General features: G+C 41.9%; 14 protein-coding genes and 1 pseudogene. 11 read left to right on the forward strand and 4 right to left on the reverse strand.

The genetic code is table 11. The features are described from left to right. The first annotated feature begins 2 nt into the window (after positions 1 to 2). Both ACFGVS_RS09655 and ACFGVS_RS09660 read left to right on the forward strand, forming a co-directional pair. Entirely contained in the window at positions 3 to 1664 is a 1662-nt protein-coding gene (locus tag ACFGVS_RS09655) for a M56 family metallopeptidase (RefSeq protein WP_439698451.1), read from the forward strand. Between the two features lie 583 nt (positions 1665 to 2247). Further along, entirely contained in the window at positions 2248 to 2490 is a 243-nt protein-coding gene (locus ACFGVS_RS09660; RefSeq protein WP_090649383.1) for a hypothetical protein, read from the forward strand. 135 nt (positions 2491 to 2625) lie between these two features. Here the strand turns inward: ACFGVS_RS09660 and ACFGVS_RS09665 are convergent, their stop codons facing one another. From ACFGVS_RS09665 to ACFGVS_RS09680, 4 genes are all read right to left on the reverse strand, one after another. Then, on the reverse strand, positions 2626 to 3204 hold the full coding sequence (locus ACFGVS_RS09665; RefSeq protein ID WP_439698452.1) for a hypothetical protein: 579 nt from the start codon (positions 3202 to 3204) through the stop codon (positions 2626 to 2628). Between the two features lie 179 nt (positions 3205 to 3383). Continuing rightward, the gene (gene rsmG, locus ACFGVS_RS09670; protein WP_274212637.1) at positions 3384 to 4016 is read right to left on the reverse strand and encodes a 16S rRNA (guanine(527)-N(7))-methyltransferase RsmG; all 633 of its coding nucleotides are present in this window, start codon (positions 4014 to 4016) and stop codon (positions 3384 to 3386) included. Next, positions 4006 to 4611 carry an RNA polymerase sigma factor gene (locus ACFGVS_RS09675; RefSeq protein ID WP_274212636.1) on the reverse strand — a complete coding sequence of 202 codons (606 nt, stop codon included), beginning with the start codon at positions 4609 to 4611 and terminating at the stop codon, positions 4006 to 4008. Before ACFGVS_RS09675 ends, rsmG begins: the two co-directional genes overlap by 11 nt. Then, positions 4602 to 5720, reverse strand: coding sequence for a glycosyltransferase (locus ACFGVS_RS09680; RefSeq protein ID WP_177183828.1), 1119 nt, complete (start codon positions 5718 to 5720; stop codon positions 4602 to 4604). The genes ACFGVS_RS09675 and ACFGVS_RS09680 overlap by 10 nt, the downstream gene beginning before the upstream one ends. A 241-nt stretch (positions 5721 to 5961) precedes the next feature. Here ACFGVS_RS09680 and ACFGVS_RS09685 point away from each other — a divergent pair. From ACFGVS_RS09685 to ACFGVS_RS09725, 9 genes and pseudogenes are all read left to right on the forward strand, one after another. Beyond that, positions 5962 to 6845, forward strand: a pseudogene (locus ACFGVS_RS09685) (Rpn family recombination-promoting nuclease/putative transposase). A 754-nt stretch (positions 6846 to 7599) separates the two neighbouring features. After that, positions 7600 to 8766, forward strand: coding sequence for an alpha-xenorhabdolysin family binary toxin subunit A (locus ACFGVS_RS09690; RefSeq protein ID WP_090649363.1), 1167 nt, complete (start codon positions 7600 to 7602; stop codon positions 8764 to 8766). Positions 8767 to 8844: 78 nt separating this feature from the next. Further along, positions 8845 to 11235 carry a hypothetical protein gene (locus ACFGVS_RS09695; RefSeq protein WP_439698453.1) on the forward strand — a complete coding sequence of 797 codons (2391 nt, stop codon included), beginning with the start codon at positions 8845 to 8847 and terminating at the stop codon, positions 11233 to 11235. Next, positions 11211 to 11900, forward strand: coding sequence for a hypothetical protein (locus ACFGVS_RS09700; RefSeq protein ID WP_439698454.1), 690 nt, complete (start codon positions 11211 to 11213; stop codon positions 11898 to 11900). Before ACFGVS_RS09695 ends, ACFGVS_RS09700 begins: the two co-directional genes overlap by 25 nt. Before the next feature lie 360 nt (positions 11901 to 12260). Next, positions 12261 to 12980, forward strand: a complete 720-nt coding sequence (locus ACFGVS_RS09705) for a hypothetical protein (protein ID WP_439698455.1) — start codon at positions 12261 to 12263, stop codon at positions 12978 to 12980. A gap of 61 nt (positions 12981 to 13041) precedes the next feature. Next, positions 13042 to 13746: a hypothetical protein gene (locus ACFGVS_RS09710; RefSeq protein ID WP_439698456.1), complete on the forward strand. Its 705-nt coding sequence runs from the start codon at positions 13042 to 13044 to the stop codon at positions 13744 to 13746. Between the two features lie 154 nt (positions 13747 to 13900). Further along, positions 13901 to 15031 (forward strand): tRNA guanosine(34) transglycosylase Tgt, encoded by a 1131-nt coding sequence (gene tgt, locus ACFGVS_RS09715; protein ID WP_274212630.1) that lies wholly within the window; start codon positions 13901 to 13903, stop codon positions 15029 to 15031. An 83-nt stretch (positions 15032 to 15114) separates the two neighbouring features. Then, a complete protein-coding gene (locus tag ACFGVS_RS09720; protein WP_177183827.1) occupies positions 15115 to 16218 on the forward strand; it encodes an LptF/LptG family permease in 1104 nt (367 codons plus the stop codon). 52 nt (positions 16219 to 16270) lie between these two features. After that, positions 16271 to 17173 carry a DMT family transporter gene (locus tag ACFGVS_RS09725; protein WP_439698457.1) on the forward strand — a complete coding sequence of 301 codons (903 nt, stop codon included), beginning with the start codon at positions 16271 to 16273 and terminating at the stop codon, positions 17171 to 17173. Positions 17174 to 17805: the final 632 nt, after the last annotated feature.

The following is a 17805-nucleotide window of genomic DNA, read 5'->3' on the forward strand; positions in this document are numbered from 1 at the left end:
CAATGAACTGGCTGCATTATCTCCTGGAGGCAAATATATACCTGGCTGTATTTTATGCCGGCTACTGCTTGTTTTTAAATCGCGAAACGCATTATAACCTTAACCGAGTATACTTGTTGCTGAGTTGTGTGCTATCGTTTGTACTGCCTGTTATCCAGGTAGGAGTGTTAAAACCAGCAAAAAATGTCCCGGAAATTGCCGCGATAAGTTATACCGCTGTAACAGCTGACGGCTCCGTGACGGTGCAGCCCACCGCTGTTCATCAAATCACCTGGGATAATGCTTTATGGGCTGTTTATATTATTGGCATATCGGTATTAGCTTTACTACTGGTTATCAAACTGTTTAAACTGGTAAACCTAACCACGTCAGGTAAAAGGCTTATTGATAATAAGTACAAGCTTATAGATATTGAAGATGCAGATACAGCCTTTTCATTTTTTAACTACCTCTTTATAGGCACAAAAACAAGCGCCAGCGATGTTATTATCCGGCACGAGCTGGTACACATTCGCCAAAAGCACTCGTTTGATATTGTTTTTATCGAGGTTATTAAAATTATCAATTGGTTTAATCCCATCATTTACCTGTTGCAGATAAGCCTTAAAACCGTACATGAGTATATTGCCGATGAGCAAACCGCAGCTCATGAAGCAGATGCCCTGGCTTACTCATCGTTCCTGGTGAACAATGCTTACGGGCTCAATGGCTCGTCTATCACGCATTCATTTTTCAATTATAATTTGTTAAAAAAGAGGATCATTATGTTAAACCAAAAACGTTCGGGCAATTTAGCAAGGCTAAAATACCTGGTGGCCGTACCCATATGTGCGGGGATGCTTTGCGCATCAACATTGGCGTTCAGTAAAAACTATGCATTTATTGACCTGGCGCCTAAAACAGCAAAGCCAACCCTTACAGTGCCTAAAACAGCCACAGCCGATACATCTAACCGCAAGATGAGAACAAGGGCCACTACATCAAAAGGCTATGCTTATGATGAAACCGGCTACCTTATTAACAACAAAACCGATTTCAGGGTAATTATTACCGATAAAAACGGCGATCAGAAAGAGTATTATAAAAGTAAGGCAAAACCAGCAGAGCTGGCCATGCTGAAGGAAAAATACGGTTATTCGTTTCCTAAAATGATGATCTACCCTAAACTTCCACCGCCGCCGCCCATGCCACCCGGTGCCCAGCCAGACATGGACAGAATGCCGCCACCACCTGCACCACCAAAACACGGGGCTAAACACCTGCGCATGCCGCCGCCGGCTGAAGGAGCAGACGTGAACAGGACGCCACCTCCTCCCCCGCCTGCGCCTCCGGTTGTGTCACGCGATATAAACAAAATGCCGCCACCACCACCAGTACCGCCAGTTGGATCAGGAGATATAAACAGAATGCCACCGCCGCCACCAGTACCTCCTGTTTATTCAAAAGATACGGTTGGATTGCCTGTAGCGCCTCAACCCGGCACACCGCCGCAAGCACCAAAACCTGCTAAAGCGTTGAAGTTGAAACCTGTATCGGCAAGCCTGAGCTCTAAAGTTACAGGGGCAAAACCTGTTAAATTGAAGTTAAAACTGATATCGGCAACCCTCTACCTGAAACCAGCTCCAGCTGTATCCCCTGCTGAGGCTACGCCGGAGGCCAATTAGCCGTCAGGCAACAAACTAATTACCCCAAAAACCAATGGGTCAAAAATTGCTGAACGGTAAAACCCGCTTCGGCATTTTTCTGTGTAAAGTATTTCTCCCCTTTTGGTAACAAATACCAACATCTTTCATTGCGGTACATGCTATATCATATGCCCGTCGCTATGCGCCGTTAGGTGCAACCCATTTGTAGCACAATAGATTCTCCATTAACCTTTGCCTCGGCAGAGGCTACCTACACGCTGAAAGGATGGCTACCTTCATATCCAGAGGTAGCACCTACGGCGCAAAATAATTTTTGCGTGCCATAGCTACAAACGGGTAACTCCTACGGAGTAGCAAACCCGCTGTTCGAAGTCTCCGACTTCGAACCATTATGCCTGTTTCTCTGACTACAGGATGCCAAAACAAACAATTGACATCACAATACCATCAATACCCGCGTATTCCGGCTTTTTGCATCTGCTTAAATAATAATTAAATAAAGTATACACTTACCATTTAAACTTGTTAAATTTGATATACTACTCAGTTGATATACAGTGCCTAAAATACCGATTGGGTATATCATTTAAATTTAATCATCATGAAAAAGTTTGGAATTATTGTAGCCATTTTGGGTATTGCGCTGTTTATTACCAGCAACTTTTTTTACAAAAAAACATCAAACGCCGTTGATAGCAGCGGCAGCAAAGAAATTGTTACCGGGCCCAATGGCAGCTGGACATTTAAACTACCAGTATTTGCCGGCGGTGCGCTGTTTGTAATTGGCCTGATATTCTTCGCCGCATCGCGAACCGATAACCAACACCACGATCACTTGATTTGAGCAAAATCAAGTGAAATGTTCCACCAAGCAACCGGGAAAACATCCCGAATAAGCTTGCTATGCGCTTTCTTGAAAAAATCGAGGCAAAAACTGATGCAGATTGATTTTTACCGACGTCGCCTCGACATCGATAATTTAATTGCTTTTGTCTTGGTAAATAGTTGGAAAGATATCTTTTCTTTTAAGTGAAAGAAGGGGATAAAAATCACTTCGATAAATTTTAAATTCGAAACCTTTGAAATATTTTTCCACTAAATAACCTATTTCTCTTGCTTTAGCGCTTGCCATTTTAAAATACAAACTTTCTATAATAATATAGTCTATTTCGTTACTGTTATTGTAAATAGCCATTACCGTTTCTCTATATGAAGCACCGTGCGAAGGCACAATAAAAACGATGTTTGAAATATCAGACCAAATAAAATATGTGGTTTGTCCTTTTTTTGTTATAACGAGCGCTATTTCTGTAATCTCCAACATCGCGTTTGCATAAAACCGCGTTACAATAACACAAAAAATAACCATCAAAATGGAGAACATTCCTAAATAAAGTGCTAAATCTGAATACCTGGTTAACAATCCAAGCAAAATTGAAATGATAAAAATCACATAAGCAGGCCAAAACTGGAGCCCAATTTGATTAGCAAATTCTTTGTATGAAGAATAGTAAGATACTTGATAAGTATTATTTAAACTTTTATTTTCAATTTTCACAGTTCCTCCTATTTGAAAACGGCTTCCTGATAAATTTAATTTCCCCCGCTATTCGATTTCAGAGACCTCAAACAGCCTCGGGCCCGGTTGAAAGCTGAAACCATATTAGCGCTAAGGGTTAAAACCCCGCGGCAGCCAACGTAAACTGAAATTTTGAATTTTTACTTTTGAATTTTGAATTACAACTTCCCCTTCACATAAATTACCTGTTTAGTTTCAAAAAACTCTTCGGTAAAATAATCTTTAAGGTAATATTGCTGCACTTTAAGGCCCGATTCTTTGATCTCCTGGTCAAGGTCGCCGCCTTTTAAATACAGGATGCCATTAGGCAGTTTATTGCCAGATTGCTTTTTGAATTTGCTGCGCACCCAGGGATAAAAATCTTTTAGTTGGGTTACCGCGCGCGATACTACAAAGTCAAAATTCTCGTCAATTTCTTCGGCGCGGGCATGGGTAGCCTTCACATTGGTAAGGCCCAATGCTTTGGCAACTTCCTGCACAACTTTTATTTTTTTGCCGATGGAATCAACCAAATGGAAAGAAGTCTGGGGGAATAATATTGCCAGCGGAATGCCTGGGAAACCGCCTCCTGTGCCTACATCAAGTACACTTTCGCCGGGCAAAAAAGGCATTATCTTGGCAATACCCATAGAGTGTAAAACATGGCGCTCATACAACAAATCAATATCCTTACGGGATATCACGTTGATCTGGCTGTTCCAGGTGTTATATAATTCGGGCAACTGCTCAACCTGGGCACGTTGCTGCGCTGTTAGTTCGGGAAAATATTTAAAAACGATATCAGATGTCATCCCTGTTAAATCGGTTGATGATGTTGCCAAGCAGGTACCTGGCCCTAAACAATTGCGCCTTTACCGTACCTAATGGCAAATCCAGCTGTTGAGCTATTTCCTCGTAGGATAGCTCATCAAAATAACGCAGGGTAATAAGGTTGCGGTAGCGCGGCGGCAGGCTTTCTATCAGCAATTTCAGCTCCTGGGTTTGCTGCTTTTTTATAGATGTTTCTTCCGGGTTTAATATGTCGGCTTTAATTTGAAGCGGCTTTTCGTCGCCATCCTCATCCGTCATCCCGTGGATAGATTGGGTGTTGAGTTTCTTTTTACGGATAAAATCAATACAATTGTTGGTGGCCACCCTAAAAAGCCAGGTACTGAAAGCATAGTCGGGCTGATATTTTTCCAGCTTTTCAAATGCTTTGGCAAAGGTCTCCACGGTAAGGTCCATGGCGTCCTCTTTATTGTTCACCATTTTAAGTACCATAAAATATATGGAATCCTTATAACGGTGCATCAGGTCGGCATACGCCTTTTGATCGCCCGTACGGGCCTTCACTACCAGGTGAAAATCATTCTTGGCGTTTTCGGTAAAATTTGCGTTTATTTCCATTGGGTGGTTTTTAAAAGTAGCCCAACTAATCCAAATCCAATTAAATACATATAATATATGATATCAAAAAACGGTAAATACCAAATCAGATCTTTGCTATCCAGCTTCCTGAACACCTTATTATAAATTAATAATTGGATAATCAGCCTAAAAAGCAACAAACCTAATGCCAACAACGGTTCGAATTTACAAACCAGGCATAGTATAAGCAGCGAATAAAACAAAAAGCCGCTAATGCCATCAAAAATAAGCATTTTACGGTGTTTGGCCTTATATAATTTACCTACCCCCGCGTGCCTTTTTTTTTGCCTGTACCACGATGCTAAAGTTGATTTTGCCGCAGTGTACATAAAGGTATCCGGGTGTACTTCAATAGCAGTATTATAAGGCGTGGCGTGCTGGTTCACAAATAAATCGTCATCGCCGGATATAACGTGCATGTGCGATGCAAAGCCTTTTGCACTAAAAAACAATGTTTTGGTATAGGCCAGGTTACGCCCAACCCCCATGTAGGCATTGCCGTTTAACGCGCTTGACAAGTAATTTGTGGCCGCCTTTACCGACTCGTACCGGGTAAACAAATTCAAAAAGCTCCTGGTTTGATAAAACGGCGAATAACCTAAAACTATTTGGGCCCCACCGCCAAAATTGGCTACCATCCGGGTTATCCAATTTGCCGATACGGGTTTACAATCAGCATCAGTAAACAACAGGTATTCGTTTTTTGACGCCTTTATGCCCAGCGTAAGTGCGAATTTTTTTCCGGTTTTAAAGCGGTCATGCTCGGTTATGGTAACCACTTTAAGGTTGGGATACCGGCGCTCCATATCCTCCAAAACCTCATCCGATCTGTCGTATGAGCAATCGTTTATCACCACAACCTCAAAATCGGGATAGTTTTGTTCCAGTATCGAGGGCAGGTTTTCCTGTAGGTTTTGCGCCTCGTTACGGGCGGCGATGATTACCGAAACAGGTATTAACACCGTTGGCAGCTCCTCACGGGGTTTGTAACCGGCAAGACTAATGTGGTTGCTTACCAGGTAGTACAGCTGAACGATAAAACAGAGCTGAAAAAGTAGAAATAGTACTATTTGTATATAAGTTTCCAATGAGCCAAAAATAATCAGGCAAAGTTGTTAAAATTACACGAATTTAAAGGGCTTAATCGGGTTAAATTTAAGGCTTAGGAGACATGGCACCAGGTAGTTTTCCACACTTTTAATATAAAAGGTATTTATGTGGATAAGTTGCTCCCCGATGCTGTCATCCAACGTATACCTTCTATTTTTGCCAGGCCCGAGCTACTTTCACAGCTAAGGTTGGATAACGAATAAACTTTTATATTTGACTATGCCAAACTATCCCCCACCTGTTACCGGGAAATATATCGACCCTTTGGTTGACTTCGCTTTTAAAAAAATATTCGGCAGCGAGCCTAATAAAGACTTGCTGACCGCCTTTTTAAATGAAGTATTCAGGGGGCGTAAGCATATTGTAGACTTAGTTTACATAAAAACGAACATCCGGGCGATTTAAAAGACGAGGGCTCGGCCATATTCGATCTGCTTTGTACTGGTGATAACGGCGAACGTTTTATAATTGAGGTGCAACGGGCGAAACAAGGATATTTTAAAGAAAGGGCTTTATTTTATACCAGTCGCCTTATAAGCGACCAGGCGCCAAAAGGCAAACGAAACACCTGGGGTTACAACATAGCCGAGGTATATTTAATAGCTTTGTTAGAAGATTTTACGCTGGAAGATAGCCCGGCAAACAGTTACCTGCATGATATTTGTCTGTGCAACAGGGATACCGGTGAAATTTTTTACGATAAACTGGGTTATACGTATATAGAATTGAGTAAATTTGTGAAAGAGGAGACCGAACTGGAAACCGATTTGGATAGATGGCTTTATGTTTTAAAGCACCTTAGCCAAATGGATAAGATTCCCGTTTATCTTCGGAAACCCATATTTGAGAAATTGTTCAGTATTGCAGAATATACAAACCTGACAAAGGAGGAAAAAACGATGTACGATAGCAGCTTAAAATATAAATGGGATAATAAGAATGTAGTTGATTATGCCCGGCAGGAAGGCATGGAAAAAGGTATTGAAAAAGGCGAGTATAAAAAAGCTTTGGACATTGCTCGTGAAATGAAAAAAGATGGCTTGCCACTTGTTCAAATCTCAAAGTTTACTAAACTCTCTGTTGAGGAAATAGAAAAACTTTAGTCAAACACAGAATATCTCTTTTTAAATTATAAAACAGGCAGAGTTTTCTTTTCAACATCCCCAATTTGAGGTTTTCTTTCTGAAGAAATATTACAGAAAAGATATCTTCAATAGCGTCTGTTAATGCATCTTTTGTTGAAAAAGCCAAGGGTAGATTTAAATTAATAACCTCCGCCTCAATATTCATAACTGCCCCTCATTTGGCTCTGTAACCCATAACTCTTTTTCGGACTTAACCTGCCCTATCTATATTTTTTTCAGGAAAGGCTTAACCTGCCATACAACGCCGAGGAACAATTACCTATGCCAACAAAGCTATTAGTTCCATTTGCAAAGGTTACACCTAACATCCTATAAAATAAACAGCTTCCCAAAATCGCATACATAAGCGGGGTCCTCAACTATCTTAATAAATCCCCCCAAAAAAGAGACTATTTCCATGTTAGCGAAATAGCGCCGCTGCTATCCTTTTTTTAGCACCCTTAAATATTCAGAAATTCCACCTGGTTGTATCGGTTTTTACAGCTAAAAAGCCCCTCAAATAAAAGCTGTTTTGTCCCTCCCTTCCTTTTATCAAATAACTGACCTTGCATTATCAAATAACTCGCAATACCGGGGTTATAAACAAATAATTCAAAAGGCCCGGGCATTGCCTGGTACGTTGAGTTTTGTTTTTTAAGCAACCGGTGTCAGTCGACGTTTTGCTTCAACACAAATTAATATAATCTATAAACCCAATTTAACTTTCAATTTTATGTCAAACCCAACAATCGATCTTAGTCCGCGCGACCTGGCTAAAGGCACCACCTTCGTGCTATCTACCAATGAGTGGTTATCAATACAGGTATTTGTTACCGGTGCCATGTTATTACCAACTACCACTGCGCTTCTGCAAAAAACACTGCCTGCAGTACCATCCGGAGGCATTGAACAATTTGAGCCCCTGGTAAAGGGTTACAAAAACCTATATGACATTTGCGACACTTTTGATACTGTTACCAAACCCGACAGCGTAAAGTGCGCTTCAAACCTCATCGCTTACAATGTTAAAGTGCCGATATTTTACCGGGCTATTTTAGCATTGCTGTTAAAAATCGAGGCCGACCCAACTGATACCGTATCAATCAATCAGCTTAAACAAACGCTACAGGTAATGATCAATGAAGCCCAGGCTTTTTCAACCCATGCTACCAATGTTGCAGCGGCCATGCAAAAATTTTCTTTAGATACATCAGTTAACGAAGCGGCCATTGGCACATTGTTTAAAACTTATAGCGACAAGATATCAGGAACAAGTGGAACTATTAAAACAATGCAAGCCCAACTGGCCCAGGATAAGGCTGACCTTGCCGACGCGGAAGACGAATATAAGCACGATATTATTGTAGCTGCCACATCGGCAAGCTACGCCTGGATTTGGCCGTGTGGATCTATTGCCGCAGGGATTGTGGCCGGAATTTATGGCGACAAAGCAACCAAGGCAAAAGCAAGAATAGACGCACTTGGCGACCTGGTGAACAGCCTTGAGGCTAAAATTGCCGCCGACGCCACGCTTGTGCTCGATTTAACCCGCATTAATAACGATATCACCGGCATCACTAAAAAAATAGATGACGCCTTGCCTGCCATTCAGAAAATACAAGGCATGTGGAACGCGCTGAAGGATGACCTTTCCAGCCTACTGGCCACTATTAATGGCGAAATTAAAGATATGCCATCATTTATTGCGGGGCTTGGTATCGAGGCGGCTATAGTATTGTGGCAGCAAGTAGCCGACGAGGCTAATGCTTACCGCATTAACGCTTATATTACTATAGTACCCAACCCTACAGTGGCTTTTTATGCTGCCGATAATCTTGAAAGGTTGCTGACCCGGAAAAACAGGGTGAGCATACACCAGAAAGAAAGTGCGTTAGCATAAAAACAAAATGTGATATAAACACAAGCCGGGCAAAAAACCGGCTTGTAAACTTAACCTACACTTTTTAATTCCATTAAAATGGCAATTTCAGTACATGACAAAAAAGACTGGGCCGATTATTATAAAAACGCCCAGCTATCAAAAGATAAAATACCATGCACAACCGCTACAATTCCCTTTAACGGTCAGCTTATTTTCCGCGACCTGTTTGTGGATATGGACGAAGTATTGGCAACCGCCGATAAACACAAATCGGTTATTGTATATATCATAGCAGATATTGTAAAGATGCCGGCTGCCAATATCCAGCTTTTTAACCGCGGGATATTTATCATCAGCCGCAGGCTGGTTTGCAATTCATCGGTGGTTAACATCGATTTTAGCTCAACCAATGCTGCAACTTTTATGCTGTTTGCCACAGAAATTAGCGGCAAACTAAAAATAAACACCTTAGGCCCACATTCCGATGAAAATAAAAATTTTGCCATCGCCGATTTTCCAGGCTTAGGTATTCATGTTAAGCACGCCAATTATAAAACTCAACTGGTTGACTTATATTCAAAAGACCTTAAGCTCATTACAGATAACCCCGTACATCCCCTGCCTGGCATAGAGTTGCAGCTCACACTTTCCTCTCTTTACCAGTTTAGTACACGCCTTGTAGATGCCGAACCAGGCGCGGCAAGGGCTATACTTAGCTGGGTTAAGGCCGCTTCTCAAAATAACGTTGTCCTCGCCGATCTTTATTACCAAAGCTCGGCCCTGTTGGGCGAACTTACGCTTGAAGCAAGTAATTTAAATTTTATACCGCAGCTTAGCCCTGCCATTTACGAAACACTTGCCACCGCCTATCTGGCATCTGTTGGCAATTATGAAACTCAATACAACTTGGTAACCCAGGACGCGGTAAGTAAAGCCGATCAGATTAGGGCCGGAAACCAAATGCTTACTTATTTTAATAATACCGCTGCATTTACCGATAGTTTAATAAAACAAGCTGTATCTAACCTTGATGCCGCAAAAAATGCATACGAACAGGCACAAGCCAACATGACATCGGCAAATATAGCCAGTATGCGGGCTGCCGCCGATTTTAAGGCAGGCGTAGCGATATGGGAGCGCGACCAAACCTTAAAAGCCGCTTTTCAGATATGTATGGCCGTGGGCACTTTTGCAGCATCCATAGGGGCAATGTGCGTTGGCGATGTAGCCGCTGCAGGCGCTACCGCCGGTGCGGTGGCCAAAGCAGGAGAAGCCGCCGCTGCGGCAGCAGATTCGGCAAAAACAGTATCAAAATTTGCCACGGCTATCGGCAACTTATCCAAGGCTATGTCAAAGCTCGAAAACATAGCAAAAATGCTGCAGAACACTTTTAAATTCATGAATGATTTAAGAGAGGTTGCCAAAAGCATGGATTATACTAAAGCTGTTACCGACTTTGAGATACCTGATTCCGGTGACATTTCCAGCCAGGCCGAGTGGGACATTTTTCGGTTACAGGTAGATGATATGATGAGGGGTGCAGAAGGTGAAAGCATTGCCGGCGCTACAGAATACCGGCAGCAACTGGATATCCTTTCGATATACGGAAAGGCGCAATCAGCCGCGCAGGCAGCCATGGTACAGGTTACCCAGGAATTGGCCAGGCTATATATGCAAAAAAAGGTAAGCGCAAACATGATTGAATCTTATAAAGATTATCTTAAAGCGCTGGAAGGAGATATCGCGACAGATAAAAACACCCTACATAACGTTTATGTATTGCAGATGAACATGAAAACTTATATGTACCTGGCTATCAGAAATTATACCCGGGCATATAAATACTGGGCCTTGCAGGAATCCACGGTCGCTCCTTCTATTTTAAAAACAGCCGCGCAACTTACCAATGATCTGGCCTCGATGAAAACGGATTATGCCGAGGCACTGGGGAAATTTGAACCGAAGCCGCAGGATTTTAAAATATCCGAAGAGGGCTATAGTATCCATATTACTGATGCGGACGCAATTGCGGCATTTATCAAAGATGGGCAAATTACAATTGCTGTTGGAACGGATTCTGAACTGTTCCAGGATATGGACCGGGCCAGGGTAACCAGCGTACAGGCGTTAGTACATGGCATCGACGTTGCTAAAATGCTTAAGGTAAGCATCCGCACTTCTGGTGTATATGCCGACCAGTACAAAAAACAAAAATTTAGTTTTAGCAGCAAGCCCGAAAAACTCACATTCGGATATCATGAAGAGAATGGTAAAATTATCACCGACATTCCGGGCGAGATTAGTAAAGAACTACAGGCCGCTTACTTTCAACCCTCCCTTTTTACAGAATGGACTATCTCGGTAGATAAAAAGGTGCCCCGTAACCAGGTAAACAAAATAACACTATCATTTGCAGGCTCTGCAATACAAACAAAGTCGCTGAAAAAAAACAGTATAAAGACATGGGAATTACAGGCAGATCACTGATAACTTTTGATATGGGGGCGCTATTTACCATACCCAAAACGGATATGGATGCCATTAAAGCCCGTGTAAAAACCTGCAAACAGGGAGAGGCTATTGAGGACGTGATTAAGCAGCACCTTCCTCATTTTCCTGATGCACTTGCTGCAGCCTACCTGTGGGACACCGATATTGCCCCGCAAATGAAAGCTCAATGTAACCTGTTGATGGGATACGCCTCAAAAGCCAGGGCTGATTTTTCGGCACTGGATAATATGGTGCAGCAATTGATTAAAGATAAGCAGGATATGACACCCGCAGTGCAGCAACAGGCAACGGTAGCGATAGCGGCTTTATATGGCTCAACCCAGGCTTTATCTGCTTCTTTCATCAATATTGTAAATCAGATAGTAGCCTTCAATAAAGCCAACCAAAGCCTCGATATTGATATTGCCGGTACAGAATTTGGTTTTATGAAAGAAATAACCGCAAGCTTAGCGGTGCTTGACCATGCCACCGGAAGCATTCGGGGGGCATGGTCGGCACTTGCCGATGACCTGGAAGCCCTTGCAACAACAAGCCCGGTTGATTTTACAATCCCCCTCATCGCCGGGCTGAACATTTCTGTAGCCATAGCAGCATGGGATCAGCTTCAAACAGAATGCGATGCATTTTTGAGGTCGCAATAAACGGTTATCGCATTGGGAAATCGCGGTTATAGGTTTTTCGCGCAGAGTTGAAAAGATCGCTAAGAAACTCCTAAAAATAAAAAACAGACCGTCGTCGCGAGGTACGAAGCAATCCCCTACATGCTAAGTCCCACATGGTTTGGGATTGCTTCGTACCTCGCAATGATGGTAGTTTTGGACATTGGTTTAACTATATTTCGCTGCACGTCATCCCCATTTTTTTTCAGGATCATCCTGATGGATACCCGCAATGACGGATAGTTTACTATTGATTAGCGTCTTTGCGCGAAATAAAACTTGACATTTTTAAAGCCTTTACAAGCACATTTACTTCCATAAACCAATTTAATCTACAAAATTATGCCCCCAATTAACTATGCCAATCCCATGCAGGGGAAATTATTTTCGCTGGCACAAGGCAAAGGCAGTTTAAGTGGTCTTTTTCAGGACGAAGTTATCATTTGGGTGCCCAGGCCCGGTTATATGCCCATCCCGCCGGCAGAACGTGTAGATCTGGGGATAGACAGGATTACAGATATTATGAGTAATAATTTAATTGATAGCTGTATCCAATGGTCATTCATCAGCCTGACTGACAACAAATACATACTTACCTGCCGTAGCCCGCGGACAGGCAAAACTCACGTAATGACTTGCAGCGAGTACCCCAATGTTTGCCAAACGGTTAAAGTAAATCATTTTGATCTTCCTGTTAATACAGAAAATGTAGACCGGGCCAATCAGTTCACATTGACCTATGTAGAACAAAGTCCCTGTTTTTTTTATTTAAAAAATGCCGATAATTTATACCTGGCCACAACAACAGAATCTGTACAGATATTGGGGCTAAACATTGGGATATTAACCTTTTTTACCGAAGATCAAAAAAACAACCCGGCTATCAACGCCAATTGCGTTTGGTTCATCGATACCGTTGTTGACAGGATTCGCCAGGTGGCCGGTGATATCGTTTTTATCGACGATCAGGATATTAAACGGCCTGTATCGTTTGCCGACATCTCTGAAAAAGTGAACAAAACTATTGACATGGCTTACCTTAACACCCTGATGGGAAGATGAGTTAACCCCAAATTGGCCAGCATCGTAAATCTTATTCTATAATCAATTAATCTACTATATCATGCCCCCAATTAACTATGCCAACCCCATGCAGGGCAAACTATTTTCGCTTGTACAAGGCCGAGGCAGTTTAAGTGGTATCTTTCTGGATGTTGTTTTTATTTTGAATCCCAGGAACATTTACGTACCCTTAGATAGCGAGATAGACAGGAGTACACATATTGTTAGTAATAATAGTATAATTGATGAATTTATACGATGGTCATTTATCAGCCTAAGCGATAACAAATATATGCTAACCTGCCGTAGCCCACGAACAAGCAAAATCCATGTAATGACTTGTAGTGAATATCCTAATTTTTACCAAACTGTTAAAGCCAATACTTTTGATCTTCCTGTTAACATCGAGGATGTAAACAGCGCAAACCAATTTACCTTGACCTTTGTAGAGCAAAGTCCCTGCTTTTTTTATTTAAAAAATGCCAACAACTTATACCTGGCAACCACCACAGAAACTGTGCAGGTATTCGGGCGGACGATAGGGTTATTAACCTTTTTTTCTGAAGAACAAAAAAACGACCCTGCCATCAACGCCAATTGTATTTGGTTCATCGACACCCTTGTTGATAAGATCCACCAGGAGGCTGATCATACGTTTTTTATTGACGATCAGGATGTAAAAAGGCCTGTTTCGTTTGCCGATATCTCTGAAAAAGTGAACAAAACTATTAATATAGCTTACCTTAATGAGTTAATGGGAAGATGAGTTGACATAAAGGTGCCGGGGCTTCTTCCCAATGTCATTAAGTTAAGAACTTCCCGATGATAAAGAATTAAAAAAAGTGTAGTTAAAGTCTCTCCAACCGGGGGAGATTTAGAGGGGGCTGGTAGTTTTTTTTTGCTAATTTTACCCCCTCGAAATGAAATTTAAATTAGCAGCACAAGATCCTCTATCAAAGGCCCGTGCCGGTGAAATCACCACCGATCATGGCACTATTGAAACCCCCATATTTATGCCCGTTGGCACGGCCGGCACCGTTAAAGCGGTGCATCAGCGCGAGCTTAAAACGGATATTGAAGCACAAATTATTTTAGGAAACACCTATCATTTATACTTGCGCCCCGGCCTTAATACGCTGGAAAGCGCCGGCGGCCTGCATAAATTTAATGGCTGGGATGGCCCTATTTTAACCGATAGCGGCGGTTACCAGGTGTATTCGCTTACCGAAGTACGTAAGATAAAGGAGGAAGGCGTAACCTTCCGTTCGCATATTGATGGGTCAAAACACCTGTTTACACCCGAGAATGTGATGGATATTCAGCGTGTTATTGGCGCCGATATCATCATGGCTTTTGACGAGTGTACCCCCTACCCCTGCGAGTATGGTTATGCGCGCCGGTCGATAGAAATGACGCATCGCTGGCTTAAACGCTGCTGCGACAGGTTTGATAGCACCGAGCCAAAATACGGCTATAGCCAAACACTTTTCCCCATTGTACAGGGCTCGGTTTATAAAGATTTAAGGGTAAAATCGGCCGAAGTTATTGCTTCATTTGAGCGCGAAGGGAATGCCATAGGTGGCCTTTCGGTAGGCGAACCAGCCGAAGAAATGTACGCCATGACCGAAATTGTATGCAATATTTTGCCCGAACACAAGCCTCGTTACCTGATGGGCGTAGGCACCCCCATCAATTTATTGGAAAATATTGCCCTGGGAATTGATATGTTTGATTGCGTTATGCCTACCCGCAATGCCCGTAACGGCATGCTTTTTACCAAAAACGGCATTATTAATATCAAGAATGAGAAGTGGAAAAACGACTTTAGCGCGATAGAAGACGACAGCGATTTATTTGCAGATAAGGAATACAGCAAGGCTTATTTACGACATTTGATCCACTCGGGCGAGATGCTTGGGGCGCAAATTGCCACCCTGCACAACCTCCACTTTTATCTGTGGCTGGTAAAAGAAGCGCGTAAAAAGATCATCAGCGGCGAGTTTTATGCCTGGAAAAACATGATGGTGGGCCGTTTAGGGCAGCGATTATAATTGCAGGACGATCAAATAATGCGCCATAAAAAGCGTTGCTTACATAATATAAACCATGGCTTTAAAAAACATTTAATCTGCCGATGAGGACTTTTATACACCGGTACCTGATGGTTATCGACAGGTTTATTATTAAAAAATACCTGGGCACATTTGTGTTTACGATGGCCATTTTCGCAGCTATTTCGGTGGTGTTTGACATCTCCGAGAAGCTGGATAACTTCACCAGCAGGCACGCCACGCTGCACGATATTGTATTTAAATACTACGCCGGTTTTGTGCCTTTTTACCTCAATTTGCTATCGCCGCTGATTAACTTTTTGGCGGTGATCTTCTTTACGGCCAAGATGGCAAACCAAACAGAAATCGTTCCCATCCTGAGTGGCAAGGCCAGTTTTAACCGCTTTTTAAGGCCCTATTTTATTGCTGCATCGCTCATATTTGTGGTATCTTTTTTTGCCAATGTGTACCTTATCCCGTATACAAACCACCTTAAAAACGATTTTGAAAACGCCAACGGAATCACCGATAACGACCCTACCAAGAGCGAGGTGCACATGCAAATTGATAAACATACCTTTGTTTACCTGGCCAATTACGACCCAACAGTGCACACCGGCTACACCTTTATTATGGAGAAATTTAACGGTGATACCCTGCGCGAAAAGCTCATTGCCCAGCAGGTAACCTATGATTCTGTAAAAAGGATCTGGGCTTTAAAAAACTACGACGTTAGATATATTAAGGGATTAAAGGAACAGTTTATCCACAATCCGGGCCAAAAAGATACCGTACTGGACATGCACCCAACCGACTTTATTGTGTACGATAACGTATACGCGGCGATGTCATTAAGCGAGCTGAACAAGAATATCGATAAGGAAAAGCTACGCCGGCCGGAGGTTTTAAACAACCTTTATTACGAAAAATATCACCGCTTTGTGTACCCTTTATCGGCATATGTTTTAACGATTTTAGGGGTCGCGCTATCGTCCCGCAAGGTGCGTGGCGGCGTAGGATTACCACTTGGGATTGGGATTTTGTTGTGTTTTACCTACATCATTATCGAGAAATTCTCGATCGTATTTTCGATAAAAGGCGGTGTCCCGCCAATTTTTACGGTGCTAATTCCTAATACATTATTTGGCATATTAGGTTATTACGTGTTGTTAAAAGCACCTAAATAGTGTTAAAAAGTGTTTTAAAATTGCTGGAAAGTTGAAATAAATTGTCGAAAAATTGGATAAAAATAGCCCAAAAGTACTCAATAAGAACCTGATTATACTCCATTTTACAGTTTTTATCTGGGGTTTTACCGGTATTTTGGGTCAATTAATCACCATTTCGGCAGTACAATTGGTGTGGTACCGGGTGTTAATTGCCTTTGTTTCGTTGTTTTTATATTTTAAATTCAGCAAAACCGACTTTAAAGTTGAGCGAAAAACCATGCTGAAAATGGTTTTTACGGGCGCTTTGGTGGGCGGCCATTGGATACTTTTCTTCGCTTCCATCAAGCTTTCTACCGTGCCGGTAACACTGGTTTGCCTCTCCAGCATCACTTTGTTTACGGCTATTTTTGAGCCGCTGATTAACAAAACCAGGATCTCTAAACTGGAAATCATGGCGGGTTTATTAATCATTACCGGCATCATTTTAATTTTCAAATTCGAAACTCAATACACTAAGGGAATCATAGCCGGGCTGGCAAGCGCAGTTTGCGCGGCGCTTTTTGCCATTATCAACTCGCGGTTTGTTAAGAAAAGTGAGGCTCCTATCATTGCCTTTTATGAGCTCACAGGAGCATTTTTTTGGATCTCACTGTACCTTTTTGCAACCAACGGATACAACCAAAAACTACTTTTAAAACCGGCAGATATTGGCTACCTGGTACTGCTTGGCACGGTGTGCACCTCGCTTGCTTATGTTGCCGGGGTATCCGTCATGCGCGAACTTTCGGCCTTCCGGGTAGCGCTCATCACCAACCTGGAGCCGGTATATGGCATCATCATGGCTTTTATTTTCTTCGGCGATATGAATAAAATGTCCATCGGTTTTTGGGCGGGTTCGGTACTTATCCTGTCCACCATCTTCTTGTACCCGGTTGCACAGTCGCAAATTGCAAGGCGCAAAAATCGCGGCTAACCTTTCCATTATCTTTAGCGTTACGCTGTTCTTTTGAATCAGTTCTCCCTGTTATTTTTATTGGCTGCCGGTAGTCCCTTTGCCAAAAAAAGTTGTCGTTTATCCAGGGATTCTTTGCGTAAACAGTGCCTGAGTAGGGGATAAATTCATGTGCCATAAAATGCCATTTTTAAGCCCTGTGAGCGATTGTAATTTTCCGGCACATTCCTGCCTGTTTAAATCAACGTGCGTCGATTAGCGCCAAAATTCAATTTTTAGTTAGTGTATTAAAATTCAAAAATGGAAAACTGTTGGAAAAATACCAAAAGGAGATTTATATCTGATAATTTCTTTGATAAAAATTAAAAATCATGTTTTTAAACAAATTTTAGTGAATTAAAAATCACTGGTTTATATAATTTATCAGAAGTAAAAATTAAACAAAAGAAAGCTAAGTTAAACCGTAAAAAACTAAAAAAATTAGCAAGTAAAAAAACTGTCAATTAATATGCATATATAAATCATTAAATGAGATACTTAAAACATGTTATTTAACCAAAAAATACAGATTCAGAATTAATACATAGCAATACATCAAAGTGTACCGAATGGCAAAATGAGAATTCTAATTAAATGAAGGCAGGTATCGGTTT

Source organism: Mucilaginibacter sediminis, from assembly GCF_051903035.1.
Taxonomy (GTDB): Bacteria; Bacteroidota; Bacteroidia; order Sphingobacteriales; family Sphingobacteriaceae; genus Mucilaginibacter.

Bases quoted from the DNA above. Each gene is read 5' to 3' on its own strand.
- ACFGVS_RS09720 (WP_177183827.1), top strand. From the start codon at position 15,115: ATGAGGACTTTTATACACCGGTACCTGATGGTTATCGACAGGTTTATT.
- ACFGVS_RS09700 (WP_439698454.1), top strand. From the start codon at position 11,211: ATGGGAATTACAGGCAGATCACTGATAACTTTTGATATGGGGGCGCTA.
- tgt (WP_274212630.1), top strand. From the start codon at position 13,901: ATGAAATTTAAATTAGCAGCACAAGATCCTCTATCAAAGGCCCGTGCC.
- ACFGVS_RS09695 (WP_439698453.1), top strand. From the start codon at position 8,845: ATGGCAATTTCAGTACATGACAAAAAAGACTGGGCCGATTATTATAAA.
- ACFGVS_RS09675 (WP_274212636.1), bottom strand. From the start codon at position 4,611: ATGGAAATAAACGCAAATTTTACCGAAAACGCCAAGAATGATTTTCAC.
- rsmG (WP_274212637.1), bottom strand. From the start codon at position 4,016: ATGACATCTGATATCGTTTTTAAATATTTTCCCGAACTAACAGCGCAG.
- ACFGVS_RS09690 (WP_090649363.1), top strand. From the start codon at position 7,600: ATGTCAAACCCAACAATCGATCTTAGTCCGCGCGACCTGGCTAAAGGC.
- ACFGVS_RS09710 (WP_439698456.1), top strand. From the start codon at position 13,042: ATGCCCCCAATTAACTATGCCAACCCCATGCAGGGCAAACTATTTTCG.
- ACFGVS_RS09655 (WP_439698451.1), top strand. From the start codon at position 3: ATGAACTGGCTGCATTATCTCCTGGAGGCAAATATATACCTGGCTGTA.
- ACFGVS_RS09660 (WP_090649383.1), top strand. From the start codon at position 2,248: ATGAAAAAGTTTGGAATTATTGTAGCCATTTTGGGTATTGCGCTGTTT.
- ACFGVS_RS09705 (WP_439698455.1), top strand. From the start codon at position 12,261: ATGCCCCCAATTAACTATGCCAATCCCATGCAGGGGAAATTATTTTCG.